The organism is Brachymonas denitrificans (genome assembly GCF_907163135.1).
GTDB lineage: Bacteria > Pseudomonadota > Gammaproteobacteria > Burkholderiales > Burkholderiaceae_C > Brachymonas > Brachymonas denitrificans_A.
Map to the genome: position 1 here is coordinate 2,620,762 of NZ_CAJQUA010000001.1, position 23,346 is coordinate 2,644,107.

The following is a 23,346-nucleotide window of genomic DNA, read 5'->3' on the forward strand; positions in this document are numbered from 1 at the left end:
ATCGGGTCAGCCGCCGAGGTGGCAGGAGGGTGGCTTGTGTCCAGAACGCCTGATTCCCTGTTGGCGCACACTGTGCTGGTGCGCACAGCAGAGGCATTCGGCAAGCCGCTCCATCCTTCCGACAGCGCCTGCGGCACGTCGATCAGGTCCAGTACCCGCGCCACGCAATGGCGCACCACATCGTCCACCGTCTGCGGATGCTGGTAGAACGCCGGCACAGGCGGATAAACGATGGCGCCCATCTCGGTCACGGAGGTCATATTGCGCAGGTGCGCCAGATTCAGCGGCGCCTCGCGTGCCACCAGCACCAGACGGCGGCGTTCCTTGAGCATCACATCGGCGGCGCGCGTGAGCAGGTTGTCGCCCAGCCCGTGCGCGATGGCCGCCAGCGTGCGCATGGAACAGGGCGCCACCACCATGGCGCTGCAGCGGAACGAGCCGCTGGCAATGGTGGCGCCGACGGCGTTGATGTCATGCACCTGATACGCCAGCGCGGCCAGTTCATCCGGCCCCATATCCAGTTCGTGCCGCAGCGTGAGCCACGCGGCATCGCTGACCGTCACATGCGTTTCGATATCCGGCTGCGCCCGCAGGGCCTGCAGCAGGCGCACGGCCAGCACGGCGCCGCTGGCGCCGGAGATACCGATCACGATGCGGCGCGTGCTCATGAAGCGTGCCGCGCCTGTGCGTGGGCGCGGGGTGTCATGCCGGCCGGCCCTCGCTCCCGTCGCCACCCGCGCTGGCCGGAATGCTTGAGCAGCCAGAAGCGTCTTCAGTCGGCGAGGAGGATACGTCTTGCCCCGGCTCGCCATGCGCCCCCACCAGCGAAGCATTGCGCTGCGGCAGCGGCTCTGCCTGCAGATCTGCCAGCACATGCCCGATCACTTCCTCTGCCTGTTCCGGATCGAAATCCTGGTGCAGCTTCTTGCGCACGCCCTGTTCCTGCAGCTGAAAGTGGCGATCCGGCGTGATCGTATGTCGCGCCAGCGTGTTGTTCACGCATTGCAGCTGGCAGCCATCCAGCGCAATGATGGGCCGGCCAGAGCGCGCCAGCTTGACCAGCGAGGGCACATCGCCGCCGACGCCGGCAATGCAGGACATCTCGGCCACGCCGCGGCGATCGAGTTGCAGGGCAACATGGTTGGCCAACTGGGCGGCGCTGGAGCAGCCGGAGCAGGAATACACCAGCGGATGCTGGTCACGGGGTTTGGACATGGGGACTCCTTCGAACTAACGGAGCGAAACAATCAATCAGTGGTGCGGCAGATGCTCCCGCAGGCGCTGCAGAACGTCGCGCGGGTGGGGCGGGCGCGGCAGCTTGCCCAGGTCGGGCAGGCGGAACTGGCGCGGATCGAACACCGGCAGCTCCATGGCGTCGAGTGTGTTCTTCACCATCAGGCCGAGTTCGGTATCGCCTTCCATGCTCAGGCGGCGGTTGAAGAACAGCGTGTCGGGGTCCTGCGAGCGGCGTGCCAGCGCGATGAAATCGCTGGCGTGGGCGCGAATGGTCAGGTCCGGCGGCCCCTGCACGCTGTGCAGTGGCGCAAAGCGCGTGCCCTGCCACTGGAAATCGCAGTGGATGCCGGCATCGCGGATTTCCAGCCGCAGCGGCCGGCCTGCCAGCGCCTGGGCCACATCCTCCGGCAGCTGGCGCGCCAGTGTCAGGTTCAGCGCGCCCACAAACAGCAAGGCCCCGGGCCAGCGGGGCAGGTGCTGCAGCACGCCAGACACCGGGCCGGGCAAAACGAAGTCATCGGGGATCAAACGGGAAGACATGCGGGTTTCCTTCCAAAGTGTCCGGGCTTCACGCCGGTACAGCGATCTGCTCCATGCCCGAGCGGCCGTGCCAGTAGCCGTTGCAGGGCTGGTCCGGCAGCAGCGGCAGCATCTGTGCATGGGCGTCGGCCGGTGTCAGGCGCTGGTCGAGCGCGTCGCGCCACAGCTGCACCAGTTCGCGCATATGCAGCGATTGCGGGCTCAGGCGCAGCACCTCCACCCCCATAGCCTGCAATGTGGGCAGTTCCTGCACGAGGTTGCAGACATGGGCGGACTGCGTCTGGATGCCGTTGAGCGTGAGAAAGCCTTCGCCCTCGCGCGTCTGCAGCAACAGGCCGTCGGGGTAGTCGATGCAGCTGAACTGGCAGTCGTCCTTGGGCAGGTTGCGGTGGCGGGCGGTAAAGCAGCGCGCGGAGAATGCCAGCGGCATGCGGCCCAGCGCAAACACCTCGGTCTGCAGGCCGTGGGGGCGCTGCTGTTGCAGCACCTGCAGCTCGGTCTGCGCCATCTCCAAAGGCGGCACCCAGCGTACAGCGCCGAGATCGGCCATCCACTGCAGGGCAGGCTGGTTGTACAGGTTCAGATGCGGACCGGCGACGAACGGCAACTTGCCGGCCACCATCTGCACCGCGCCCATGTCGTTGGCCTCGACCAGAAAATCGCCGTTTTCGACGATGCGGCGCGCCACGGCGGCGTCGCTGCCGGATTCGATCAGCACCTGGGTCGACAGAATGGCCTGCTTGCCCGCATCGCGCAGCATGCGCGCCACGTCGATCCAGTCGGCCAGGCGCAGCTCGTGCCGGCGCGAGCAGACCGCTTCGCCCAGGTAGACCAGATCCACCGGCGTTTCGGCTATCTGCTGGTAGAACTCGAACACCGTCTCGCGCGGCCAGTAATACAGCAGCGGCCCGAGGGCCAGCTGCATGGAGGGGGAAGCTTGTGCCGGATCACTGGGCATGGCGGATTTCCAGAAAAAGAGTGACAGGGAAGTCCATGGCTTATTTCCAGGGCCGGTGGTAGGCGCCCAGGGTCTGCTGCTGGCCTTCGGACACGTCAGCCAGCGCCGTCATCCAGCCCGAGCGCGGCGTGTAGCGGTGCGGGTTCTCGTGGCAGTGGTCCAGCGCTTCGCGCAGCACGCGCGTCACTTGCGCCACATAGGCCGGGCTGCGCTGGCGCCCTTCCACCTTGATGGCGCGCACGCCCATGCGGTAGAGCTGCGGCAGGATGGACAGCGTGTTCAGGCTGGTCGGCTCCTCGATGGCGTAGTAGCCGTCCTCGCTGCGCACATCGCCCACGTCGAAGCGGCCCTTGCACAGCGTGGGATAGCCGGCGCTTTCGCCTTCGCCGTAGCGGTCGATCAGCACGCCGTTCAGGCGCGCCTCCAGCCCCTTGGGCGTTTCCTGCCAGCGCACCGCCTTGGCGGGCGAGCACACGCCGTGCGTGTTGGGCGCCTCGCCGGTGGCATAGGACGACAGCTGGCAGCGTCCCTCCACCATCACGCACAGGCTGCCGAAACCGAACACCTCGATCTCCACCGGCGTCTTGTCGATCAGCTGCTCCACCTGCGTCAGCGAGAGCACGCGAGGCAGCACGGCGCGCGAAATGCCGAACTGCTCATGGTAGAAATTGATGGCTGCGGCATGCGTGGCCGAGCCCTGCACCGACAGATGCAGGCGCACACCGGGATGGCGGCGCGCCGTGTACTGCATCAGGCCGGGGTCGGCCATGATGATGGCGTCTATCCCCATGTCGGCCGCGCGATCCACCGCGCTGCGCCACACATCCACCGAATCGCTGCGCGCATAGGTATTGAGTGCCAGCAGCACCTTGCGCCCGCGCGCATGGGCATACGCGATGCCGGCGGCGATGGCCTTGTTGTCGAAATTCAGGCCCGCGAAGTTGCGGGCATTGGTCGCGTCCCTGAAACCCAGGTAGACGCAGTCTGCGCCATGGTCGACAGCCTGCTTCAGTGCGGGCAGGCTGCCGGCGGGGCAGACCAGTTCCATCGGGGGCTGTACCACGTCCGTGGCCAGCCCGGGATTCATTGCTGTCATCGGGAATGGCAGGGCTTACTGGCGCACGAAATCGATTACCACCCCCTCCGCGTCGCGCTGGCGGTAGGTGATCTGCACGCCTTCGCCGTAGCGGGCGACCATCTGGTGCAGCAGGGGGATCGGGTCGTGGTCGTTCACGAAACGCATGGTTTCGCCGGCCTGCAGCGCATCGAGTGCGCCGAAAATGGCGGCGTGGCGGAAACGCTTGGCGATGCCGCGGGCATCGAAACCATAGATGGCGTCGGCACGCGAATGGTCGTGCGGCATGCCGACGGGCTGCAGCGGAATGGTAGGCATGGGTCTCTCCTCAGCTTCGAAGAAGTGGAATGGGGAGTGTTCACCCAAAGTGCCACCAGGGCCTTGACGTGAAGCAATGAAGTGCCGATGCGCAGCCGGCTTGAAAAAAGATACGGCTTGTGAAGTCAGTTCAACAGCCAGTGCTCCTGAACAGGCAAGCGCAGCCTTCGAGAACCGGCGCTCCATGCTGGCGAGAACTCAGGCACTCGCCTCCAGCACGCGCAGCAGTTCCTCGCCATAGCGCTCCAGTTTGGCATCCCCCACGCCGCTGGTGCCGCGCAGCGCGCTGAGCGTGCCCGGATCTTCTTCGGCGATCGCGGCCAGCACGCTGTCATGGAAGATCACGTAGGCCGGCACGCTGTGCGCCCGCGCCACCTCGCTGCGCCAGGCCTTGAGCGCCTCGAAACGCGCCTGGCCGGCCTGGTCCAGATGTGCGGCAGCACTGGCACGCTTGCGCCCGCTGCCGTCGCGCTGCCCGCGCTTGCGCGGCGTGGCCACCACATGGCGCAACTGCAGCGTCTGTTCGCCGCGCAGGATAGGTCGCGCCGCCGCCGTCAGCCGCAGTGTGTTGAAGTGCGCGCTGTCCACCTGCAGCGCCCCCAGCGCCACCAGTTGCCGCAGCACGCCGCGCAATTCGGTCTCGCTGCTGTCGGGTGCCAAGCCGTAGGTGCTGAGACTCTCGTGCCCGAACTGCCGCACCTTGTCGGTATCCTTGCCGCGCAGCACGTCCATCACATGGCCGGCACCGAAGCCGATGCCGGTTTTTTCGTGCAGGCGGTACACGGTGGAGAGCAGCTTGCGCGCCAGTTCGGTGGCATCCCACACCTCGGGCGGGTGCAGGCAGTTGTCGCAGTTGCCGCAGGGGTGCGAGGCCTCGCCGAAATAGCCCAGCAAGCGCACACGCCGGCAATCGGTCGCCTCGGCCAGCGCCAGCAGCGCATCGAGCTTGCCGGTCTGCACGCGCTTGAAGGCATCGTCGGCCGGGCTGTCGTCGATCATGCGGCGCTGGTTCACCACATCCTGCAGGCCGTAAGCCATCCAGGCCTGCGAAGGCAGGCCATCGCGCCCGGCCCGGCCTGTTTCCTGGTAGTAGCTCTCGATATTGCGCGGCAGATCCAGATGCGCGACAAAGCGCACATCCGGCTTGTCGATGCCCATGCCGAAGGCGATCGTCGCCACCATCACCACGCCTTCCTCGCGCAGAAAGCGGTCCTGATTCGCCTGCCGCGTGGCGGCATCGAGCCCTGCATGGTAGGGCATGGCGTCGATGCCCTCGCGCACCAGCGCCTCGGCCACTTCCTCCACGCGGCGGCGGCTCTGGCAATACACCACGCCGGCATCGCCTTCATGCTCGTTTTCGATGAAGCGCTTGAGCTGCGCCAGCGGATCGCGCTTTTCGACGATGGTGTAGCGGATGTTGGGCCGGTCGAAGCTGCTGACGAACTGCTGCGCCTGCTGCAGCTCCAGCCGCTCGGCAATGTCCTCGCGCGTGATGGCGTCGGCGGTGGCGGTCAGGGCAATACGCGGCACGCCGGCAAACTGCTCGTGCAGGAGAGTGAGCTGACGGTATTCCGGCCGGAAATCATGGCCCCACTGGCTCACGCAATGCGCCTCGTCGATGGCGAACAGGGCCAGTTGCCCGCGCTCGTACAGGCGTTGCATCAGGCCCAGAAAGCGCGGCGTGACCAGCCGTTCCGGCGCCACGTACAGCAGCGTCAGCCGCCCGCCGAGCAGATCCTGCTCCACCTGCTGCGCTTCGCTGGAAGACAGCGTGGAATTGAGAAACGCCGCTGCAACGCCCGCCTCATGCAGCGCGCCCACCTGGTCGTGCATCAGCGCCACCAATGGCGACACCACAATGGTGCAGCCATGCCCCAGCCGCTGCCGCGCAATGGCCGGAACCTGGTAGCACAGCGACTTGCCGCCGCCCGTTGGCATCAGCACCAGCGCATCGCCACCTGCCACCACCGTATCAATGATGGCCTGCTGTTGGCCGCGGAAGGCGGGATAGCCGAAGACTTGCTGCAAGATGGTGAGAGGGGAGCTTTCAGACATAACGCTGTGTCAAAAATTAGTATATTTGTATTATATTCTTGCAGATGAGCGGGTGGAATTTCAAGACTGAGGGCAGCATGCGCAACGGTTCGAAAGAAGTGCCCCTGTACATCGCAACAAGAGACTTCAACGTGTCGTTGTATTGCCTGCGAATGGTCCGCCTTCTTGCACGCTCTGCAGTCCTCCGGCACCAAGCGGTTTGCCGAAATCAACCAACTAGGTTAAAGTTCATCATGGAAAAGCAGACGCCGCACCGCAGATTGGCTGTGGTGAAGGCCTTGGTTCAGGCTGGAAAGGTGCGTACGACACATGCAGCCCGAATCGGCGCCAACGAACTCGGCCTGCGTTTTTCCGACATGCTGCAGGTCGTGATGGAACTGGATTCCGGCGATTTTTACAAGAGCATGACCACCCATGTCGATCATACGATATGGCAGGATGTCTACCGCCCACGCACGTCGGCCGGAGACATCTATCTGAAACTGACAGTGATGGAAGACGTCCTGATCGTCTCCTTCAAGGAGCTCTGACCATGAAATGTCCTGTTTGCGGCGGAGCGGATTTGATCCGGGATACGCGCGGCCTGCCATACACCTACAAGGGTGAAACAACCATCATCGCTGCGGTGACGGGGGACTTTTGTCCGGCTTGCGGCGAATCGATCCTGGATGCAGCAGAGTCCGATCGCGTCATGCATGCCATGCAGGCTTTTTCGCGCGAGATCAATGCGGCTTTGGTTGATCCCGATTTCATTGCGGCAGTGCGCAAGAAGCTGGAGCTGGATCAGCGCGAGGCCGCCGAGATCTTTGGCGGTGGAGTGAATGCGTTTTCCCGTTACGAAACAGGCAAAACCAAGCCGCCACTGGCCTTGGTCAAACTGCTCAAACTGCTCGATCGCCACCCAGACCTGCTCGCCGAGGTCCGGGCAGCTTGAATCAGCAGCATCAGCGCCGGCGTGCCGCCTCATAAATCGGCATCAGCTTCGGCAACGCCGCCCGGATGCGCGCCGTGCGGTCCGATGCCGACGGATGGCTCGACAGGAAGGACGGCCCCTGTCCCGCGCCCGCTGCCGCCATCTTGTCCCACAGCGTCAGCGCCGCAGCGGGGTTGTAGCCGGCGCGCGCGGCCAGTTCCAGGCCGTAGATGTCGGCCTCGTTCTCCATCTGGCGCGAGTAGGGCATGTCCAGCGCCACCTGCTTGGCGATGCCGGCCAATTGCGTGCCGCCCGATCCGAGGCCGATCAGCGCACCGCCCAGCGAAATCGCCAGATCACCCACCGCCTGCTGCGAGATCTGCTCGCGCGAATGCTCGCGGAAGGCGTGTGCCATCTCGTGGCCGATCACCACGGCCAGTTCATCGTCGGTCATGCCCATGCGGCGCAGCAGGCCGGTGTACACCGTCACCTTGCCGCCCGGCATCACGTGGGCGTTGAGTTCATTGGTATTGATCAGCACCAGTTCCCACGGCCAGCGGGCTGCATCGGGACGGAACTGCGCCACATGCGGAATCAGGCGGCGCATTACCGTGCTGACGCGGTTGTATTCGGGGCCGCTGGTCACCAGCTCACCCTGCGCCCGCGCCTTGGCGTTCTGCTGGTTGAAAGCCTGCTGCGAGGCCTGCACGACTTCAGCCTCGGACACCACCATCAGTTGCGAACGCTGGCCGCCGGCCACGGAGCCGGTGGTGGTACTGGCACAGCCCGCCAGCAAGGCGGTGGCGGTCACGGCCAGCAGGCCGTGGCGGAACATCGGGCGCAGAGAAGTCATGGAGGCATCCTTTCACAACAGGTTTCTTGTCCGGGGCCACAGCCCCTCCCTTCGGCGCATGGTATGCGAAAACCGCGCGACGCAGGCAAGGGGTTGTAACCTGAAGCCGGTTTGATGCCCCATCGGCGGAACTAGTTCACGCCGGCTTGAAACACTTCGCCCCGTCCCCATCTGCCGGGTTCGCCCTCGTCCGGAGGGCCCAACCACAGAACGAACCCAAGGCAACCACCATGAGTACCCATACCCATGCATTCCAGGCCGAGGTCGCACAACTGCTGCACCTGGTCACCCATTCGCTCTATTCCAACCCCGACATCTTCGCGCGCGAGCTGATCAGCAACGCATCCGACGCCTGCGACAAGCTGCGATTCGAGGCGCTCAACAACCCCGCGCTGTACGAAGACCAGCCCAACCTCGAGGTGCGCGTCTCCATCGACAAGGCCGCCAAGACCATCACCATTGCCGATAACGGCATCGGCATGAGCGAGCAGGAGGCCATCGACAACCTGGGCACCATCGCCAAGAGCGGCACCAAGGATTTCGTCAGCAAGCTCACCGGCGACCAGAAGGCCGATTCGCAGCTGATCGGCCAGTTCGGCGTCGGTTTCTACTCCGGCTTCATCGTGGCAGACAAAATCACGGTGGAAACGCGCCGTGCCGGCCTCAAGCCCGAAGAAGGCGTGCGCTGGGTCAGCGGCGGTGCCGGCGATTTCAGCACCGAAACCATCACCAAACCCGGCCGCGGCACCAGCATCACGCTGCACCTGCGCGAAGACAAGCTGGACTACCTCAACAGCTACAAGCTCAAGAGCATCATCAGCCAGTATTCCGACCACATCGGCCTGCCCATCCTGATGCCCAAGGAAGAGTGGAAAGAGGGCGAGGAAGGCCAGCCCGGCGACATGGTGCAGACCGGCGAATGGGAACAGGTCAACGAGGCCAGCGCCCTGTGGACGCGTCCCAAGAAGGACATCACGCCCGAGCAGTACAACAACTTCTACCAGACGCTGGCGCACGACTTCGAAGACCCGCTGGCCTGGAGCCACAACAAGGTCGAGGGCAACACCGAATACACGCAACTGCTGTACATCCCGGCGCGCGCCCCGTTCGACCTGTACCAGCGCGACCACAAGCACGGCCTCAAGCTCTACGTGCGCCGCGTCTTCATCATGGACGAGGCCGAATCCCTGCTGCCGCAGTACCTGCGCTTCGTCAAGGGTGTGGTCGATGCCTCCGACCTGCCGCTGAACGTCAGCCGCGAACTGCTGCAGGAAAGTCGCGACATCAAGACCATCCGCGAAGGCAACACGCGCCGCGTGCTGTCCATGCTGGAAGATATGGCCAAGCAGCAGGCCACGCCGCCGGAAAGTGCCGAAGGCAAGACCGACGTCGGCTCGGGCGAATCCGTGCCGGCCCCGGAACCGGTCGAGACCGAGGAAGGCGTGACCGACGTGGTGGACAAGAGCGAAGCCGCACCCGCCGCCGAAACTGCCGCCGCCTTTGCCGAGCAGAAGACCGGCGCCAGCAAGTACGCCACCTTCTACGCCGAATTCGGCGCCGTGCTCAAGGAAGGCCTGGGTGAAGACACCGGTAACCGCGAGCGCATCGCCAAGCTGCTGCGCTTTGCCAGCACCACGACCGACACGGTCAGCGTCAGCTTTGCCGACTACAAGGCGCGCATGAAGGAAGGCCAGGAGGCGATCTACTACATCACCGCCGACAGCCTGTCTGCCGCGAAGAACAGCCCGCAGCTGGAGCTGTTCCGCAAGAAGGGCATCGAAGTGCTGCTGATGGCGGATCGCGTGGACGAGTGGGCACTGAGCTTCCTGCACGAGTTTGACGGCACGCCGCTGCAAAGCGTGGCCAAGGGCGCGGTCGACCTTGGCAAGCTGCAGGACGAGGAGGAGAAGAAGGCTGCCGAGGCTGCGCAGGAAACCGCCAAGCCGTTGCTGGAAAAGATCAAGGAGGTGCTCAAGGATGAAGCGCAGGACGTGCGGGCCACCACGCGCCTGGTCGATTCCCCGGCCTGCCTGGTGTCGCAGGAACACGGCATGAGCGTGCAACTGGCGCGCATGCTCAAGCAGGCCGGCCAGCCGGTGCCGGACATCAAGCCGGTGCTGGAGGTCAATGTCGATCACGCGCTGATCCGCAAGCTGGCCGAGGTGCAGGACGATGTCACGCGCTTTGCCGACCTGGCGCAGGTGCTGTTCGACCAGGCGCTGCTGGCCGAAGGCGGCATGCCGGCCGATCCGGCGGCCTATGTGCGCCGGGTGAATGCGCTGCTGGCGTAACGCGCTGCGGCACATGCACTGAGAGGGATGGCGGGGCCATCCCTTTTTTCTGCGGATAATGGCGCTCTGCGACGCCGTCACCGCCGTCACCGCCGTCACCGCCGGCCCGGAATCTGCCTCTGATTGTCGTCTGGCTGCTGCCCGCCCATTGCTCCCTGTTGCTCATGTCTGCCGATCTTCTGCCACCTTCCCTGCTGGCCGTGCAGCAGGCCACGCGCGCCCACCAGCGTGCGCATGGCTGCAACGCCCACACTTTCGAGGACGGCGCCGGGCTGTGGCAACTGGTGGCCGCCCATCAGCCGCGCCGCGTGCTGGAGCTGGGCACGGGGCTGGGCTACAGCGCCTGCCTGATGGCACTGGCCAGCCCGGAAGCCATCGTGCAGACACTGGAAGGCGATGCGCAACATGCCGGCCTGGCGCGCGAGCACATTGCGCAACTGGGCCTGCAGCAACGCGTGCAACTGCACGAAGGTTCGTTCTCGGTCACGCTGCCGGCGCTGGAGCTGGCCCCAGGCAGCCTCGATCTGGTGTTCTTCGACGGCAACATGCCCGCCTTCGTGCTGGTGCAGCATTTCCATACGCTGCTCGCCCCCGGCGGCTTGCTGGTCTGCGCCAACCTGGAGCTCAACGGCCCGCAAGGCGCCCGCCGCGCCAAGGCCGAACTCAGCGATTCCGCGCGCTGGCAGCGCCTGCCCGGCCTGGAAAACGGCCTGACCTGGGTGGCACAAAAAAGGGGCGATGCGGCACTGCAACATGAAGTTACGCAATCTGGCCCATAATGCCGGCATGTCGAACTTCCAGCAGGCCCTTGCCCTGGCCGCCCATTCGCTGACCCTGAGCAATCCGAACCCCCGCGTCGGATGCGTCGTCGTGGACGCGGATGGCCGCACCCTGGGGGAGGGCTTTACCCAGCAACGTGGTGGCCCGCATGCCGAAATCATGGCCTTGCGCGATGCCGCCAGCCGAGGTGAGGACGTGATCGGCAGCACCGTCTACGTCACGCTTGAACCCTGTGCCCACCACGGCCGTACGCCGCCGTGCTGTGATGCCCTGATCGCCGCCCGTGTCAGCAAGGTGTGCATCGCCCTGCGCGATCCCAACCCGCTGGTGGCCGGGCAGGGCATTGCCCGCCTGCAGGCAGCCGGCATTGCCGTGGAAATGGCGCCCGCCGAGGTGGAGGCCGAGGCGCGCGAAATCAACATCGGCTTCATGCAGCGCATGGAGCAGGGTGTGCCCTGGGTGCGCCTCAAGACCGCGTCCTCGCTCGACGGCATGAGTGCACTGGCCAATGGCGAGAGCCAGTGGATCACCGGGGACACCGCCCGCGACGACGTGCAGCACTGGCGCGCCCGTGCCTGCGCCGTGCTGACCGGCAGCGGCACGGTGGTGGCCGATGATCCCCTGCTCAATGTGCGCCTGCCCGGTGCCACGCGCCAGCCGCACCTGGTGATCGTGGACAGCCGCCTGCGCACGCCGCCCACGGCGCGCCTGTTCGGCGTGCCGGATCGCAAGGTCTGGATCGTCACCGTCGACCGCAACACCCCCGGCCGCGACGAGCGCCGTGCCGCCCTCGAGGCCGCGGGCGCCGAAATCATCACGCTGGATGCCGGCATGGACGGCCGCAGCGACCTGCGCGAACTGATGCGCGAACTGGGCCGGCGCGAGGTCAACGAAGTGCATGTGGAAGCGGGCGCCATCCTCAACGGCGCCCTGCTCGAGGCCGGCCTGGTGGATGAGTTGCTGGCCTATGTGGCGCCCATGCTGCTCGGTCCGGGGCGGCCACTGGCCGAACTGCCGCAGCTGCAGCGTCTGTCGGACGCCTCGCGCTGGGGCCTGCACCGCATGGAAGCGGTGGGCGACGATCTGCGCCTGCAGCTGCGCAAGCGCAAGACGGCCTGAGCCGCCGCTCTTGCCTCACGGCACCGATGCCGCCGGCCAGGCCGTGCGAAATTGCCGCCGTGGCCGGGAACTTGTCCGGTTCCGGCACTATCTCACGGGTATGGCCACGCAGGTGCAACACCGCTACCCAAACGGCCGGGCAGGCGCTAGTATTTTCAGCATCAGGGCGCCGAGCCGACTGCATGCCGGCGCCGCTAAAGGACACCGTATGAAAACGACCGCACACCGCATCCTCCTCACCACCGCACTGGCGGGCGCCACGCTGCTGGCCGGCTGCGCCAATGGCAGCTTCCACCCCGGCCTCTCGGTGGGGCTGGGCATCGGCAGTGGCGGGCGCGTGGGTGGCGGCGTGTCCATCAGCACACCCATCGGCAATCCCGGCGGGCCGGTGGTGGGCAATATCGGCATTGGCGCCGGCAGCGGCGGCGGTGGTGTCGGCATTGGCATCGGCATGGGCGGCAGCACGGTGCTGAACCAGCCTGCGGTCGACAGTCCGCCGCCGGCCCGGCTCCCCGCACGCACGGATGGCGCTGCCCCGGCCGACTGGGCCCCGGTGAGCGGCAAGGCTGTCACCAGCCAGACCGTCAACCAGGCACCCGCCGGTTCCGCCTTCCGCGACTGGCCCTGGGGTGTGCAGCGCGTTTCTCCCTGAGCCGGCGACCAGGCAGCGGGCCTTCGCAGCGCATGTTGACGGGGAGTGCAGCGTCATCGTGCCGGGCGTTGGCGCACCCCGCGCGTGATGCCCCTCGGGGCGAGCGTGCTTCGCTCCACGGGCAGCAAAAAGCCCGCGCAGCCGCACTGACTGCGGCCCGCGGGCTTTGCTCTGCGCATCCAGGGGGTTGATCCCCCGGTGATGGCTTACTTGGCGCTGTAGTCGTACACGCCGCGGCCGGTCTTGCGGCCCAGGTGGCCGGCAGCAACCAGTTCCTTCAGCAGGTAGCAGGGGCGGTACTTGCTGTCGCCGAACTGCTCCAGATACACCTCCATCACGGCCAGGCACACGTCCAGACCGATCATGTCGGCCAGGGCCAGCGGGCCGATCGGGTGGTTGCAGCCCAGCTTCATGCCGGCGTCGATGTCTTCCGGCGTGGCCAGGCCTTCGGCCAGCACGAAGAAGGCTTCGTTGATCATGGGCACCAGGATGCGGTTGACGACGAAGCCCGGAGCGTTCTTCACGGTGATGGGCGATTTGCCCAGGTGCTCGGCCAGGGCCTTGACGGTGTCGTGCGTGGCGTCGCTGGTCTGCAGGCCGCGGATCAGTTCGACCAGGGCCATCATCGGCACCGGGTTGAAGAAGTGCATGCCGATGAACTTGTCGGCGCGCTTGGTCTGTGCGGCCAGCTCGGTGATGGAGATGGAGGAGGTGTTGCTGGCGATGATGGTCTCGGCCGGCAGCAGCTCGTCCAGCTGCTTGAGGATCTTGTTCTTGATGTCGGGGTTCTCGGTAGCGGCTTCGATCACCAGCTGGCAGCCCTTCAGGTCGTCATAGCTGGTGCTGCCCTTGACCAGGGCCAGAGCGGCTGCCTTGTCGGCTTCGCTGATCTTCTCTTTCTTGATCAGACGGTCCAGGCTGCCGGCGATGGTGGCCAGGCCCTTCTGTACGGCGGCCTCGGCGATGTCGACCATCACCACGTTGATGCCCTTGGTGGCACATGCCTGGGCGATACCGTTGCCCATGGTGCCGGCGCCAACGATGCCGACGGTTTGAATGCTGTTGCTCATGCGAATGCTCCGTGAGTGGACAAAATTAACCCCGCTATCTTAACGCCGCGGGGTGACAGATTCGTGCAGAGAGCTTGACGTATGCGTCATTTGGGACGCGCCCCCGTGCCTATTGCACGGGAGCGGGTGGCAGAAATGCTGCACTGCAGCTTATTCGGCGGCAGCGGCTTCGCGCTTCTGGCGGCGCTGCTCCATTTCCGCACGCATCTGCTGTCCGTCCAGGCCGCTGATGAGGGGGCTGGCGGCCGGATAGGCAATGCTTTCCTCCAGCACCATGTGGTCGTTGTAAAGCTCCAGGAACAGCTGGATCTGCTGGTACAGCATGTCCATGTCGAACCAGCTGTTGCCGGATTCGGCGGCCGACAGCGAGGGTTCGATCTCGAGCCAGTTCTGCTCGATCCAGCCGTGGTCCTGCACCAGCTGGCGCGCGGTATGGGCCAGTTCCGCTTCGTGCGAGGCCAGCAGCGGCGGGAAAATGTGGCGCTCTTCGTCCAGATGGTGCTGGCGGGCGTTGGTGTCGAGCCAGGCGCGTACTTCGGCGGTTTCGGCGCGCACTTCGGCGGTCAGGCCATCGTCGCGCATGGCATCGGCCAATGCCTTCAGGCGCAGCAGCTTGGCCTCGATCTCTCGGTGGGTCTGGTCCAGGAATGCGAAGGCGGCATTGCCCTTGCCTGCGGTGGCTTTGCTGTCAGTCATGGTCACTTCCTACGTCATGGCGCTTGCGCATCACCTGCACGGACCATCCGCAGCAGCTGCGCAAAGCGTCGGGCCAGGCCGGCCCTTGCTGTCCATTGTGATGGCAATTTCCTGACAGCGACCTTGCGCTGGCGCAACTCGGTGGAACTTTTTGCTGCTTTGCAGCAAAACTGTCCGGCAAACGCGGTTTCAGCGAAAAAGAACCGGTTGCTGGCTGCCTGCGCCATGGCTGTGACAAGGGAGCAGCGGAGGAAGGTGGGGATTGCGGATGAGGCGGATGAGGCGGATGAGGCGGATGAGGCGGATGAGGCGGATGGAGGGATGGGGGATGGGGGATGGGGGATGGAGTGCGGCGGCGAGAGGCACTGCCGGGGATCAGCGGGCAAAGCGGCGCCGCGTCAGCGCCAGCGCCACCCAGAAGGACAGCGCCGCCGTCCCTGCCAGAACCCCCAGATGCAGCCACGCCTGCTGCGGCCATTCGCCCAGGAACAGCGGTCGCACCAGCAGCACCGCCTGCGACAGCGGCAGCCATTCGGCCACGTGCCGCACCAGCGGCGGCAGCTGCGATTGCGGAAAGAACACGCCCGACAGGAACATGGTCGGCGTCAGGAACAGCGTGAAGTAATAGGTGAAGAAGTCGTAGCCGCTGGCCAGTGCATTGAAAATCAGCGCCATGCTGGCAAAGCAGATGCCCGCCAGCAGCAGCACGGGCAGCACGGCGATCAGCGTAGTGGCGTGGCTGATGCCCAGCGCCAGCATCACCATCAGGATGGCGGTTGCCGAAAAAATCGCCTTGAAGCTGGCCCACAGCATCTCGGCCAGCACAATGTCGTCGAGCTGCACCGGCGCGTTCAGGATGCCGTCCCAGGTTTTCTGAACATGCATGCGCGAGAAGGCCGAATACAGCGCCTCGAAGCTGGCGGCGTTCATGGTGCTCATGCAGATGCTGCCGCTGGCAATGAACAGCAGGTAAGGCATCGTATGGCCATCGACTGTCACATTGCCGATCAGTGCCCCCAGGCCGTAGCCGAAGGCCAGCAGCCACATCAGCGGTTCGGCGATGTTGCCGATCAGGCTGGGTACGGCGAGCTTGCGCCAGACCAGGAAGTTGCGCAGAAAGACCGGCCACCAGCGCTTGCTCAGCTGCGGTGGCGCCCAGTGCGAGAGCTGCTCGCTCAGCGCGGTGGTGGCAGGGGGCTGGATGGCGGGCATGGGTCAGGCTCCTTCGCGGATCTGGCGGCCGGTGAGCTTGAGGAACAGGTCCTCCAGATTGGCGGGGCGGTGCAGCGTGCGCACATGCGCCTCGCGCTGCAGCGCGGCCAGCAGCGGGCCGGCCTGGCGCGTGTAGAAGAACACCGTTTCGCCGCTCACCTCGGTGCGATCGGCCAGGCGGGCCAGATCGGACGTGGCCAGTGCGCGAGCATCGGTGCCATATACCTCCACCACATCCGGCTCCAGATGCTCCTCGATCAGCGCGCGCGGCGCACCTTCGGCCATGATGCGGCCATGATCCAGCACCACCAGGCGGTGGCACAGGCGCTCGGCCTCATCCATGAAGTGCGTGGTCAGCAGGATGGCGGTGCCCTGCTGCAGCAGCCATTGCAGGCGTTCCCACATCAGATGGCGCGCCTGCGGGTCCAGCCCGGTGGTGGGCTCGTCGAGCAACAGCAATTTGGGCGCGTTGATCAGCGCGCGTGCCAGGCTCAGGCGCCGCTTCATGCCGCCCGAGAGCTCGCCCGGCTTGGCATCGGCCTTGTGCGTGAGCGCGGCAAACTCCAGCAGTTGCGGAATGCGTTCGCGGATCTGCTCATCGGGCAGGCCGAAATAGCGCCCGAACACCAGCAGGTTCTCCGCACAGGTGAAATCCGGGTCGAGCGAATCGAATTGCGTCACCACGCCCAGATGCTGCTTGATGGCCAGTGCATCGCGCGGCATGCTCAGGCCGTCGAAGGCGCGGATCACGCCGTCATCGGGCGCGGTCAGGCCCAGGCACATGCGCAAGGTGGTGGTCTTGCCCGCACCATTGGGGCCGATGACGCCCAGGCATTCGCCGGGCGCGATGCGGAAGGAGACGTCGTCTACGGCCGTGAATTCGCCGAAGCGCTTGTGCAGGTGCTCGACGGCAAACAGCGGCGGGGCGGGTAGCGTGCTCATTGGAAAGCCACTTCCTGGAAGCTGCGCAGCTTGCGGCTGTGCAGTTGTCCGGTGGCGCCGGTGCGCAGCAGTTCCAGTGCGCGGATGCCGATGCGCAGATGCTGGTCCACCCGCTCGCGGTAGAAGTGGTTGGCCATGCCCGGCAGCTTGATCTCGCCGTGCATGGGCTTGTCGCTCACGCACAGCAGGGTGCCGTAGGGCACGCGGAAACGGAAGCCATTGGCGGCGACGGTAGCGCTTTCCATGTCGATGGCGATGGCCCGGCTCTGGGTGAAGCGCTGCGCCGGAATGTTCTGCGCGTCCAGCTCCCAGTTGCGGTTGTCGGTGGTGGCCACAGTGCCGGTGCGCAGCACCGCCTTCAGATCGTCGCCCTGCAGCTGCGTGACGTCGGCCACGGCCTGCTGCAGCGCCTGCTGGATCTCGGCCAGCGCCGGTACCGGCACCCACAGCGGCAGGTCCTCGTCCAGCACATGGTCCTCGCGCACATAGCCGTGCGCCAGCACGTAGTCGCCCAGCAGCTGGCTGTTGCGCAGGCCGGCGCAGTGGCCCAGCATCAGCCAGGCGTGCGGACGCAGCACGGCCACGTGGTCGGTCATGGTCTTGGCGTTGGCCGGGCCGACGCCGATGTTGACCATGGTGATGCCGGCATGGCCGGGGCGCACCAGGTGGTAGGCTGGCATCTGCGGCAGGCGCTGCGGGTGCGCGCCCTGCACGAAGCCGTCCGGGCTGCCGTGCGACACATGGTGCATCACCACGTTGCCGGGCTCGACAAAGGCGGTGTAGCCGCTGTCCGGGTCCTGCATGGCGGCCTGGCCCAGACGGATGAACTCGTCGATGTAGAACTGGTAGTTGGTGAACAGCACGAAGTTCTGGAAGTGGCGGGCCTCGGTGCCGCTGTAGTGGCGCAGGCGCTGCAGCGAATAGTCCACGCGCGGGGCGGTGAACAGGGCCAGCGGCAGGGCGCCGCCGCGTACGTGCTGCGAAGTGCCGTTGGCAATGCCGTCGTCCATGCTGGCCAGGCCGGGCCAGTCGAAGGTGGCGTGCATGCGCTGGCGCTGTTCCACACCGAGCGTGCCCTCCACCACCTCATGCGGATCGAGCGCGAAATGCAGCGCGATCGGCTGGTGGCTGGTGGCGACCTCGAGCGGGGCGGACGGATGGTTGCGCAGCAGCAGTTCGAACTGGGTGCGGTAGTAGTCGGCGAACAGGAAGGGATCGGTCAGCGTGGTCTCGAACACGCCGGCGTGGGCCACGAAGCCGAAGGTGTGGCGCTGCTCGCCGCGCGGATGCTGCGTGGCCTCGTGCGTGTGGATGCGCACCAGCGGATAGTAGGCACGCACCGGCTGCGGCAGGCTGCCTTCGGCGATGAAGCGGCGGAACTGCTCGCGCAGATGCTCGATGGATTGCCGGTAGATCGCCTGTACCTGCTGCAGCGCGGCATCGGCATCGGTAAACGGCTGGGGCGCCACGTAGGGCGGAGTCAGTGGGCTGGGAGCTTTCATGAACGTCCTGGCTGTCGCGGGGCACGCCGTGCAGCGTGCACGGCGCAAGGTGCGAACCATTGTACGCAGCGCGGGCGACGATGCCGTGTCGGCGCATGGCGCGCGAGCACGCCCCTCGGTTGCGCAACCTGACGGGCGCCTGCCCGGAAACACGGCTTGCCTGTTGTGCCCCATCAGGGGCCGGCAAGAAAAAACGCGCCGGCAGGCGAACTGCGGCGCGTTCTTGTGCGGGATGCAGGCGGCCCGCGAAAGGGGCGCAGCCTGCCGTTCCCGGGCCGGATTACAGCGCGGGGATGCGCAGTTTCTGGCCGGGGTAGATCTTGTCCGGGTGGGACAGCATGGGCTTGTTGGCCTCGAAGATCACCATGTACTTGTTGGCATCGCCATAGTATTTCTTGGCAATGGCGGACAGGGTGTCGCCGCTCACCACGTCGTGGTACTGGGCATCGGAGCCGCCGCCGTCGGCCACGTTCATGTTGTTGTCCACGTCCTTCACGGCAGCCACGTTGCCGGCAGCCAGGGTGGCTTTTTCGGCGGCTTCCTTGTTGGGAGCGTCGCCGGTCAAGGTGACCTTGCCGCTGGCGCCGTCGAACATCACGTTCAGGTTGGAGAGGCCAAGGTTCTGTGCCTCAATGTAGCTCTTGATGGCAGCGCCGGCTTCGGCGTTGAGCTGGGCCAGGGAAGCGGTGTCATTGGCCGCTGCGGCTTCTTCCACCTTCTTGTGGCCGAACAGTTTTTCGCCGGCTTCCTTGATAAAGCTGAACAGTCCCATGTTTTCTCTCCTTGGTTGTGAGTGATGAGAGTTGCAGCGTATCCGCAAAACATGACAGGTACGCAACAGCCCCATGCAATTATGGTAAGTAAGCGTCAACAATTCCACATGCGCGCCCATAATGCGCCCATGACATTCCTTGCAGTAGATATCGGCAACACGCGTCTGAAATGGGCGCTCTATGCCCAGCCCGCTCCGAATGCCCGCTTGCTGGCCCATGGTGCCGAGTTTCTCGAGAACATCGAGAAGCTGGCCGAAGGGCCGTGGAAGGCCTTTCCTTCAGCGCCCTCGCGCATGCTGGGCTGCGTGGTGGCCGGCGATGCGCTCAAGCGCCGCGTCGAGGAACAGATGGAGATCTGGCCCGATCTGGAGCCACGCTGGGTGGTGTCGCGCTCCGAGCAGGCCGGAGTCGTCAATGGTTACGAATTGCCCAACCGCCTGGGGGCGGACCGCTGGGTGGCCATCATCGGTGCCCGTCACCGCATGCTGCGCGCCTGCGAGGGCCAGGCACCGCGCCCGCTGGTGGTGGTGATGGTGGGCACGGCCGTGACGGTCGAGGCCATCGACACCGAAGGCAGGTTCCTCGGCGGCATCATCCTGCCGGGCCACGGCATCATGCTGCGCGCACTCGAATCGGGCACGGCCGGCCTGCACGTGCCCACGGGCAATGTCACCGAGTTTCCCACCAACACCAGCGATGCACTCACCAGCGGCGGCACCTTCGCCATTGCCGGGGCGGTGCAGCGCATGGTGCGCCATGTGCGCGCCCACTGCGGCATGCAGCCCATGTGCATCATGACCGGCGGCGCCGGCTGGAAAATGGCACCCTACATGGAAACGCCGTTCGAGCTGGTGGAAAGCCTGATTTTCGACGGCCTGCTGGCCATGGCGGCCGATGCGCATGCGCGCCAGCGTGCCGACCAGGCGGCCCGGCTGGCGGCCCAGGCCGAGGCGGGGGCACAGCAGCAGGGCGGCGGCACCGAAGCATCGCCGCCGCAATCGGCTGCCATGCCAGAGTCCTCGGCCGGCTTGCCCTGCCAGATGCAGGACGGCGCCATCCGCACGCCGCAAGCCTGAATCCATGCACACGCTGGAGCAACTGCGCCTCGGCGAGTTGGGCGGTGCGCATTTGCTGCGTCTGCACGAAATCGTGGCCCGGCTGCAGCCTGTATTTTCGATGGAGACACCATGATGAGCACCCCTTCTTCCCTGGCACCGACCGTGACCCTGGGCAATGGCGTGGCCATGCCCCGGCTTGGCCTGGGTACCTGGCCGATGGACGATGCCCAGGCGGCCCGCGTGGTCGCCCGCGCACTTGACATGGGCTACCGTCTGATCGATACCGCGGAAAACTACCGCAACGAGCGTGGCGTGGGTGAAGGCCTGCGTGCCTCGGGCGTACCGCGCGAGCAGGTGTTCGTCACCACCAAGTTCAACAAGCAGTGGCACAGCGTGGAGGGCGTGCAGCAGGCCTGCGACGCCAGTCTGCAGCGGCTGGGGCTGGACTATGTGGATCTGCTGCTGGTGCACTGGCCCAATCCCGACCAGGATCGCTACGTGGAGGCCTTCCAGGGCATGGTGCGTTTGCTGGAGGCGGGCAAGGTGCGCGCCATCGGCACGTCCAACTTCAAGCACGCACACCTGCAGCGTCTCTTCGATCTGGGGCTGGTGCCGCATGTGAACCAGATCCATCTGGACCCCTATCACGGACGCAGCGACGTGGTGCAGGTGCACCGTGAGCGCGGCATTGTCACCGAATCCTGGAGCCCGCTGGGCCGTGCCGGAGCCCTGTTGCAGGAGCCGGCCATTCTTGCGGCGGCAGAGCGCCATGGCCGCACCGCCGCACAGGTGGTGCTGCGCTGGCATACGCAGCAGGGCTATGTGCCGATTCCCAAGTCCGCCGATCCGCTGCGCCTGCAGCAGAACCTGGACAGTTTCGGCTTTACCCTGTCAGACGAGGAGATGGCGGCCATCAGCGCGCTGGATCGCGTGGATCCGGCGATGCTGGATTCGGATGTGTTCGGGCACTGAAGGCTTACAGCACGGGCGCCAGCCAGCGCTCCACCACTTTCACCCACAACGTGGCGCCGGCGGGCAGCAGCGCGTCGTTGAAATCATAGCTGCCGTTGTGCAGGGTGCATGGGCCGCCGCCATGGTCCGCCATGCGGTGCGAGCCATCGCCATTGCCGATGAAGAAGTAGCAACCCGGCTTGTGCTGCAGCATGAAGGAGAAATCCTCCGCCGCCATGGTCGGCGTCTGCTTGTGCACATGGTGCGCGCCCAGCACGCTGCTGGCTACTTCATGGATGAAATGCGCCTCGTCGCGGCTGTTGATGGTGGGCGGGTAGTTGCGTTTGAAGTCGAATTCGCATTCCATGCCGAAGCCGCGCGCCAGATTCTCCGACAGCACGCGCATGCGCTGCTCGACGTGGTCCAGCACTTCCAGCGTGAAGGTGCGCACCGTGCCCTGCAGCGTGCAGGATTCCGGAATCACGTTGGTGGCATCCCCGGCCTCCAGCATGGTCACCGAGATCACGGCCGAGTCGATGGGCGAGATGCTGCGCGAGACAATGGTCTGGAAGGCCTGCACCAGCTGGCAGGCGACCGGCACCGGATCGTTGGCCGTGTGCGGCAGCGCCGCATGGCCGCCCTTGCCGCGCAGGGTGATGTGAAATTCGTTGCTTGAGGCCATCACCGGCCCGGGAGATGCTGCCACGTCGCCCGCCGGCAGGCCCGGCCAGTTGTGAAAGCCGAACACCGCGTCCATCGGAAAGCGCGTGAACAGGCCATCCCCGATCATGGCGCGCGCGCCCGCTCCGCCTTCCTCGGCGGGCTGGAAGATGAAGTACACGGTGCCGTTGAAGATGCGGTGTTTCGCCAGATACTGCGCGGCGCCCAGCAGCGTGGCAGTGTGGCCGTCGTGGCCGCAGGCGTGCATCTTGCCGGGATGCTGGCTGGCATGCGCGAAGGTGTTGTCCTCCTGCATGGGCAGAGCGTCCATGTCGGCGCGCAAGCCGATGGCGCGCGGCGAGTTGCCGCTGCGCAGGATGCCGACCAGCCCGGTGCCGCCCAACCCGCGTACCACTTCGATGCCCCATTCCTGCAGCTTGCGTGCCACCAGGTCGGAGGTGCGCACCTCCTCGTAGCACAGCTCGGGATGCGCATGGATATCGCGCCGCAGCGCGATCAGGTGGTCCAGTTCGGCGGCCACTTCGGGCAACACCTGCAACTGACGGGAAGCAATGGCAACAGTCATGCACAAAGTTTAGCGCCTTGGCACGCGCTTGTCAGGACGGGATCCGATCTTGCGTGTTGCACTGCGTCGTGCCGGTATGGCCTCCATGCCAGAATGGGCGCCAACCCTTTGTCCGGAGAGCCCATGTCGCAGCCAATTCCCCTTGATCCTGAATCCATACCCACGCAGGCGGACGCCGAAACGCGTGCCATGCCGCCGAGTGGCGCAGAGAAACCGGCGACGGACGGTGCGCGGCCATTCCGCATCCTGATGGTGTGCCTGGGCAATATCTGCCGCAGCCCCACGGCGCAGGGCGTGATGGAGCAGCAGGTGGCCGAGGCGGGCCTGCGCGGGCAGATCCAGGTGGATTCGGCCGGCACCGGCGACTATCACATCGGCCACGCGCCCGATCATCGTTCGCAGGAGCATGCGCTCAAGCGCGGCTACGACATTTCCGGCCAGCGGGCACGCCAGCTGGCGGATGCGGATTTCGAGGAATTCGACCTGATCCTGGTGATGGACGAGGCCAACGAGCGCGACGTGCTGGCGCGCTGCCCGCGGCAACATCGCGACAAGGTGAGGCGGCTGGCGGTATTCGGCAGCCAGCCCCAGGTACTGGAAGTGCCCGATCCCTACTTCGGCGGTGCCGACGGCTTCGAGCATGTGCTTGATCTGGTGGAGGACGCCTGCGCGGGCGTGCTGGCCCGGTTGCAGCAGGGCGCGGACAGCAAAATGCCGCCCGCAGGCGGCATGGAAGGCTGACAGGCTGCGTCAGCGTGCAGGGACTCTGGCGGCTTGTCGCTCGCCAGGCCTCTGCAGCATCAGCGCATCAGGACAGGCTGTTGATCAGGTCGATGTACTGCTGCTTGGCGGCGTCGGTGCTGGTGCCCTTGAGGGCGTTCCAGGCATCCCACTTGGCGCGTGCCACGATGTCGGCAAAACCCGGCTTGGCGGCGCTGTTGTCGCCTTCGGTGGCCTGCTTGTACAGGCTGTAGATTTTCAGCAGGGTCTGGTTGTCGGGCTTTTCGCTCAGCTTGGTGGAGTTGGCCACGGCGGCTTCGAAAGTGGCGTTCAGGTCGGTCATGCTTTGTCTCCTGGGGAATTGTTCAACAGCCATCCCTCCCGCC

Annotated in this window: 23 protein-coding genes and 3 pseudogenes; 9 read left to right on the forward strand and 17 right to left on the reverse strand. The window is 65.7% G+C overall.

Annotated elements, in window-relative coordinates:
* Window positions 1-98: 98 nt before the first annotated feature.
* The 7 genes and pseudogenes from KKQ75_RS12275 to recQ form a co-directional block, all read right to left on the reverse strand.
* Window positions 99-668: pseudogene (locus KKQ75_RS12275) on the reverse strand (UbiX family flavin prenyltransferase); the annotation flags it as partial.
* A 228-nt stretch (window positions 669-896) separates the two neighbouring features.
* Window positions 897-1,215, reverse strand: a pseudogene (locus tag KKQ75_RS13115) (putative zinc-binding protein); the annotation flags it as partial.
* A gap of 36 nt (window positions 1,216-1,251) precedes the next feature.
* A complete protein-coding gene (gene ubiT / locus KKQ75_RS12285; protein ID WP_213362501.1) occupies window positions 1,252-1,776 on the reverse strand; it encodes a ubiquinone anaerobic biosynthesis accessory factor UbiT in 525 nt (174 codons plus the stop codon).
* Window positions 1,777-1,804: 28 nt separating this feature from the next.
* A complete protein-coding gene (gene ubiV, locus KKQ75_RS12290; protein WP_213362821.1) occupies window positions 1,805-2,701 on the reverse strand; it encodes a ubiquinone anaerobic biosynthesis protein UbiV in 897 nt (298 codons plus the stop codon).
* Between the two features lie 73 nt (window positions 2,702-2,774).
* Window positions 2,775-3,830 (reverse strand): ubiquinone anaerobic biosynthesis protein UbiU, encoded by a 1,056-nt coding sequence (gene ubiU / locus KKQ75_RS12295; RefSeq protein ID WP_434087727.1) that lies wholly within the window; start codon window positions 3,828-3,830, stop codon window positions 2,775-2,777.
* Window positions 3,831-3,845: 15 nt separating this feature from the next.
* The gene (locus KKQ75_RS12300) at window positions 3,846-4,127 is read right to left on the reverse strand and encodes a DUF2249 domain-containing protein (RefSeq protein ID WP_213362502.1); all 282 of its coding nucleotides are present in this window, start codon (window positions 4,125-4,127) and stop codon (window positions 3,846-3,848) included.
* A 198-nt stretch (window positions 4,128-4,325) separates the two neighbouring features.
* Window positions 4,326-6,182: a DNA helicase RecQ gene (gene recQ / locus KKQ75_RS12305; RefSeq protein WP_213362503.1), complete on the reverse strand. Its 1,857-nt coding sequence runs from the start codon at window positions 6,180-6,182 to the stop codon at window positions 4,326-4,328.
* 233 nt (window positions 6,183-6,415) lie between these two features.
* Here recQ and KKQ75_RS12310 point away from each other — a divergent pair, with 233 nt between their 5' ends.
* Together KKQ75_RS12310 and KKQ75_RS12315 are read left to right on the forward strand one after the other, a co-directional pair.
* Window positions 6,416-6,712, forward strand: a complete 297-nt coding sequence (locus KKQ75_RS12310) for a type II toxin-antitoxin system MqsR family toxin (RefSeq protein ID WP_213362504.1) — start codon at window positions 6,416-6,418, stop codon at window positions 6,710-6,712.
* A 2-nt stretch (window positions 6,713-6,714) separates the two neighbouring features.
* Entirely contained in the window at window positions 6,715-7,116 is a 402-nt protein-coding gene (locus KKQ75_RS12315) for a type II toxin-antitoxin system MqsA family antitoxin (RefSeq protein ID WP_213362505.1), read from the forward strand.
* Between the two features lie 10 nt (window positions 7,117-7,126).
* On the opposite strand, the gene KKQ75_RS12320 is transcribed toward KKQ75_RS12315, so the two are convergent.
* Window positions 7,127-7,948: a M48 family metallopeptidase gene (locus KKQ75_RS12320; protein WP_250131089.1), complete on the reverse strand. Its 822-nt coding sequence runs from the start codon at window positions 7,946-7,948 to the stop codon at window positions 7,127-7,129.
* A gap of 230 nt (window positions 7,949-8,178) precedes the next feature.
* Here KKQ75_RS12320 and htpG point away from each other — a divergent pair, with 230 nt between their 5' ends.
* The 4 genes from htpG to KKQ75_RS12340 all read left to right on the forward strand — a co-directional run bounded on the left by htpG (window position 8,179) and on the right by KKQ75_RS12340 (window position 12,790).
* Window positions 8,179-10,239, forward strand: coding sequence for a molecular chaperone HtpG (htpG, locus tag KKQ75_RS12325; RefSeq protein ID WP_213362507.1), 2,061 nt, complete (start codon window positions 8,179-8,181; stop codon window positions 10,237-10,239).
* A 164-nt stretch (window positions 10,240-10,403) separates the two neighbouring features.
* Complete coding sequence (locus KKQ75_RS12330; RefSeq protein WP_213362508.1) at window positions 10,404-11,018, forward strand: O-methyltransferase; 615 nt, start codon at window positions 10,404-10,406, stop codon at window positions 11,016-11,018.
* Window positions 10,993-12,138: a bifunctional diaminohydroxyphosphoribosylaminopyrimidine deaminase/5-amino-6-(5-phosphoribosylamino)uracil reductase RibD gene (gene ribD / locus KKQ75_RS12335; protein ID WP_250131090.1), complete on the forward strand. Its 1,146-nt coding sequence runs from the start codon at window positions 10,993-10,995 to the stop codon at window positions 12,136-12,138. Before KKQ75_RS12330 ends, ribD begins: the two co-directional genes overlap by 26 nt.
* 208 nt (window positions 12,139-12,346) lie before the next feature.
* A complete protein-coding gene (locus tag KKQ75_RS12340) occupies window positions 12,347-12,790 on the forward strand; it encodes a hypothetical protein (protein ID WP_213362509.1) in 444 nt (147 codons plus the stop codon).
* Between the two features lie 206 nt (window positions 12,791-12,996).
* Here the strand turns inward: KKQ75_RS12340 and KKQ75_RS12345 are convergent, their stop codons facing one another.
* The 7 genes from KKQ75_RS12345 to lysM form a co-directional block, all read right to left on the reverse strand.
* Window positions 12,997-13,860, reverse strand: a complete 864-nt coding sequence (locus tag KKQ75_RS12345) for a 3-hydroxybutyryl-CoA dehydrogenase (protein WP_213362510.1) — start codon at window positions 13,858-13,860, stop codon at window positions 12,997-12,999.
* Window positions 13,861-14,010: 150 nt separating this feature from the next.
* Window positions 14,011-14,556: a hemerythrin domain-containing protein gene (locus KKQ75_RS12350; protein WP_213362511.1), complete on the reverse strand. Its 546-nt coding sequence runs from the start codon at window positions 14,554-14,556 to the stop codon at window positions 14,011-14,013.
* A gap of 14 nt (window positions 14,557-14,570) precedes the next feature.
* Window positions 14,571-14,783, reverse strand: a complete 213-nt coding sequence (locus KKQ75_RS12355; protein ID WP_213362512.1) for a hypothetical protein — start codon at window positions 14,781-14,783, stop codon at window positions 14,571-14,573.
* Between the two features lie 148 nt (window positions 14,784-14,931).
* A complete protein-coding gene (locus KKQ75_RS12360; RefSeq protein WP_213362513.1) occupies window positions 14,932-15,768 on the reverse strand; it encodes an ABC transporter permease in 837 nt (278 codons plus the stop codon).
* 3 nt (window positions 15,769-15,771) lie between these two features.
* Window positions 15,772-16,710, reverse strand: coding sequence for an ATP-binding cassette domain-containing protein (locus KKQ75_RS12365; RefSeq protein ID WP_213362515.1), 939 nt, complete (start codon window positions 16,708-16,710; stop codon window positions 15,772-15,774).
* Window positions 16,707-18,212 (reverse strand): AMP nucleosidase, encoded by a 1,506-nt coding sequence (locus tag KKQ75_RS12370; RefSeq protein WP_213362517.1) that lies wholly within the window; start codon window positions 18,210-18,212, stop codon window positions 16,707-16,709. Before KKQ75_RS12370 ends, KKQ75_RS12365 begins: the two co-directional genes overlap by 4 nt.
* 280 nt (window positions 18,213-18,492) lie before the next feature.
* Window positions 18,493-18,984: a peptidoglycan-binding protein LysM gene (gene lysM, locus KKQ75_RS12375; protein ID WP_213362518.1), complete on the reverse strand. Its 492-nt coding sequence runs from the start codon at window positions 18,982-18,984 to the stop codon at window positions 18,493-18,495.
* Window positions 18,985-19,113: 129 nt separating this feature from the next.
* Here lysM and KKQ75_RS12380 point away from each other — a divergent pair.
* Window positions 19,114-19,878, forward strand: a pseudogene (locus tag KKQ75_RS12380) (type III pantothenate kinase); the annotation flags it as partial.
* A 297-nt stretch (window positions 19,879-20,175) separates the two neighbouring features.
* Window positions 20,176-21,015 (forward strand): aldo/keto reductase, encoded by an 840-nt coding sequence (locus tag KKQ75_RS12385; RefSeq protein ID WP_213362521.1) that lies wholly within the window; start codon window positions 20,176-20,178, stop codon window positions 21,013-21,015.
* A gap of 4 nt (window positions 21,016-21,019) precedes the next feature.
* Here the strand turns inward: KKQ75_RS12385 and KKQ75_RS12390 are convergent, their stop codons facing one another.
* Window positions 21,020-22,240 carry a M20 aminoacylase family protein gene (locus tag KKQ75_RS12390; protein ID WP_213362522.1) on the reverse strand — a complete coding sequence of 407 codons (1,221 nt, stop codon included), beginning with the start codon at window positions 22,238-22,240 and terminating at the stop codon, window positions 21,020-21,022.
* A gap of 189 nt (window positions 22,241-22,429) precedes the next feature.
* Here KKQ75_RS12390 and KKQ75_RS12395 point away from each other — a divergent pair, with 189 nt between their 5' ends.
* Window positions 22,430-22,981 carry a low molecular weight protein-tyrosine-phosphatase gene (locus KKQ75_RS12395; RefSeq protein WP_371686334.1) on the forward strand — a complete coding sequence of 184 codons (552 nt, stop codon included), beginning with the start codon at window positions 22,430-22,432 and terminating at the stop codon, window positions 22,979-22,981.
* A 67-nt stretch (window positions 22,982-23,048) separates the two neighbouring features.
* On the opposite strand, the gene KKQ75_RS12400 is transcribed toward KKQ75_RS12395, so the two are convergent.
* Window positions 23,049-23,303, reverse strand: coding sequence for an acyl-CoA-binding protein (locus tag KKQ75_RS12400; RefSeq protein ID WP_213362523.1), 255 nt, complete (start codon window positions 23,301-23,303; stop codon window positions 23,049-23,051).
* Window positions 23,304-23,346: the final 43 nt, after the last annotated feature.

What these genes read in the sequence shown, in the direction of transcription:
- KKQ75_RS12365 (WP_213362515.1), bottom strand. Translation starts at nt 16,710, where the DNA reads ATGAGCACGCTACCCGCCCCGCCGCTGTTTGCCGTCGAGCACCTGCAC.
- KKQ75_RS12385 (WP_213362521.1), top strand. Translation starts at nt 20,176, where the DNA reads ATGAGCACCCCTTCTTCCCTGGCACCGACCGTGACCCTGGGCAATGGC.
- KKQ75_RS12320 (WP_250131089.1), bottom strand. Translation starts at nt 7,948, where the DNA reads ATGACTTCTCTGCGCCCGATGTTCCGCCACGGCCTGCTGGCCGTGACC.
- KKQ75_RS12345 (WP_213362510.1), bottom strand. Translation starts at nt 13,860, where the DNA reads ATGAGCAACAGCATTCAAACCGTCGGCATCGTTGGCGCCGGCACCATG.
- KKQ75_RS12395 (WP_371686334.1), top strand. Translation starts at nt 22,430, where the DNA reads ATGCCGCCGAGTGGCGCAGAGAAACCGGCGACGGACGGTGCGCGGCCA.
- KKQ75_RS12330 (WP_213362508.1), top strand. Translation starts at nt 10,404, where the DNA reads ATGTCTGCCGATCTTCTGCCACCTTCCCTGCTGGCCGTGCAGCAGGCC.
- recQ (WP_213362503.1), bottom strand. Translation starts at nt 6,182, where the DNA reads ATGTCTGAAAGCTCCCCTCTCACCATCTTGCAGCAAGTCTTCGGCTAT.
- ubiT (WP_213362501.1), bottom strand. Translation starts at nt 1,776, where the DNA reads ATGTCTTCCCGTTTGATCCCCGATGACTTCGTTTTGCCCGGCCCGGTG.
- KKQ75_RS12390 (WP_213362522.1), bottom strand. Translation starts at nt 22,240, where the DNA reads ATGACTGTTGCCATTGCTTCCCGTCAGTTGCAGGTGTTGCCCGAAGTG.
- KKQ75_RS12310 (WP_213362504.1), top strand. Translation starts at nt 6,416, where the DNA reads ATGGAAAAGCAGACGCCGCACCGCAGATTGGCTGTGGTGAAGGCCTTG.
- htpG (WP_213362507.1), top strand. Translation starts at nt 8,179, where the DNA reads ATGAGTACCCATACCCATGCATTCCAGGCCGAGGTCGCACAACTGCTG.
- KKQ75_RS12355 (WP_213362512.1), bottom strand. Translation starts at nt 14,783, where the DNA reads ATGGCGCAGGCAGCCAGCAACCGGTTCTTTTTCGCTGAAACCGCGTTT.
- KKQ75_RS12300 (WP_213362502.1), bottom strand. Translation starts at nt 4,127, where the DNA reads ATGCCTACCATTCCGCTGCAGCCCGTCGGCATGCCGCACGACCATTCG.
- ubiV (WP_213362821.1), bottom strand. Translation starts at nt 2,701, where the DNA reads ATGCAGCTGGCCCTCGGGCCGCTGCTGTATTACTGGCCGCGCGAGACG.
- KKQ75_RS12340 (WP_213362509.1), top strand. Translation starts at nt 12,347, where the DNA reads ATGAAAACGACCGCACACCGCATCCTCCTCACCACCGCACTGGCGGGC.
- KKQ75_RS12315 (WP_213362505.1), top strand. Translation starts at nt 6,715, where the DNA reads ATGAAATGTCCTGTTTGCGGCGGAGCGGATTTGATCCGGGATACGCGC.
- ribD (WP_250131090.1), top strand. Translation starts at nt 10,993, where the DNA reads ATGAAGTTACGCAATCTGGCCCATAATGCCGGCATGTCGAACTTCCAG.
- lysM (WP_213362518.1), bottom strand. Translation starts at nt 18,984, where the DNA reads ATGGGACTGTTCAGCTTTATCAAGGAAGCCGGCGAAAAACTGTTCGGC.
- KKQ75_RS12350 (WP_213362511.1), bottom strand. Translation starts at nt 14,556, where the DNA reads ATGACTGACAGCAAAGCCACCGCAGGCAAGGGCAATGCCGCCTTCGCA.
- KKQ75_RS12360 (WP_213362513.1), bottom strand. Translation starts at nt 15,768, where the DNA reads ATGCCCGCCATCCAGCCCCCTGCCACCACCGCGCTGAGCGAGCAGCTC.
- KKQ75_RS12370 (WP_213362517.1), bottom strand. Translation starts at nt 18,212, where the DNA reads ATGAAAGCTCCCAGCCCACTGACTCCGCCCTACGTGGCGCCCCAGCCG.
- ubiU (WP_434087727.1), bottom strand. Translation starts at nt 3,830, where the DNA reads ATGACAGCAATGAATCCCGGGCTGGCCACGGACGTGGTACAGCCCCCG.
- KKQ75_RS12400 (WP_213362523.1), bottom strand. Translation starts at nt 23,303, where the DNA reads ATGACCGACCTGAACGCCACTTTCGAAGCCGCCGTGGCCAACTCCACC.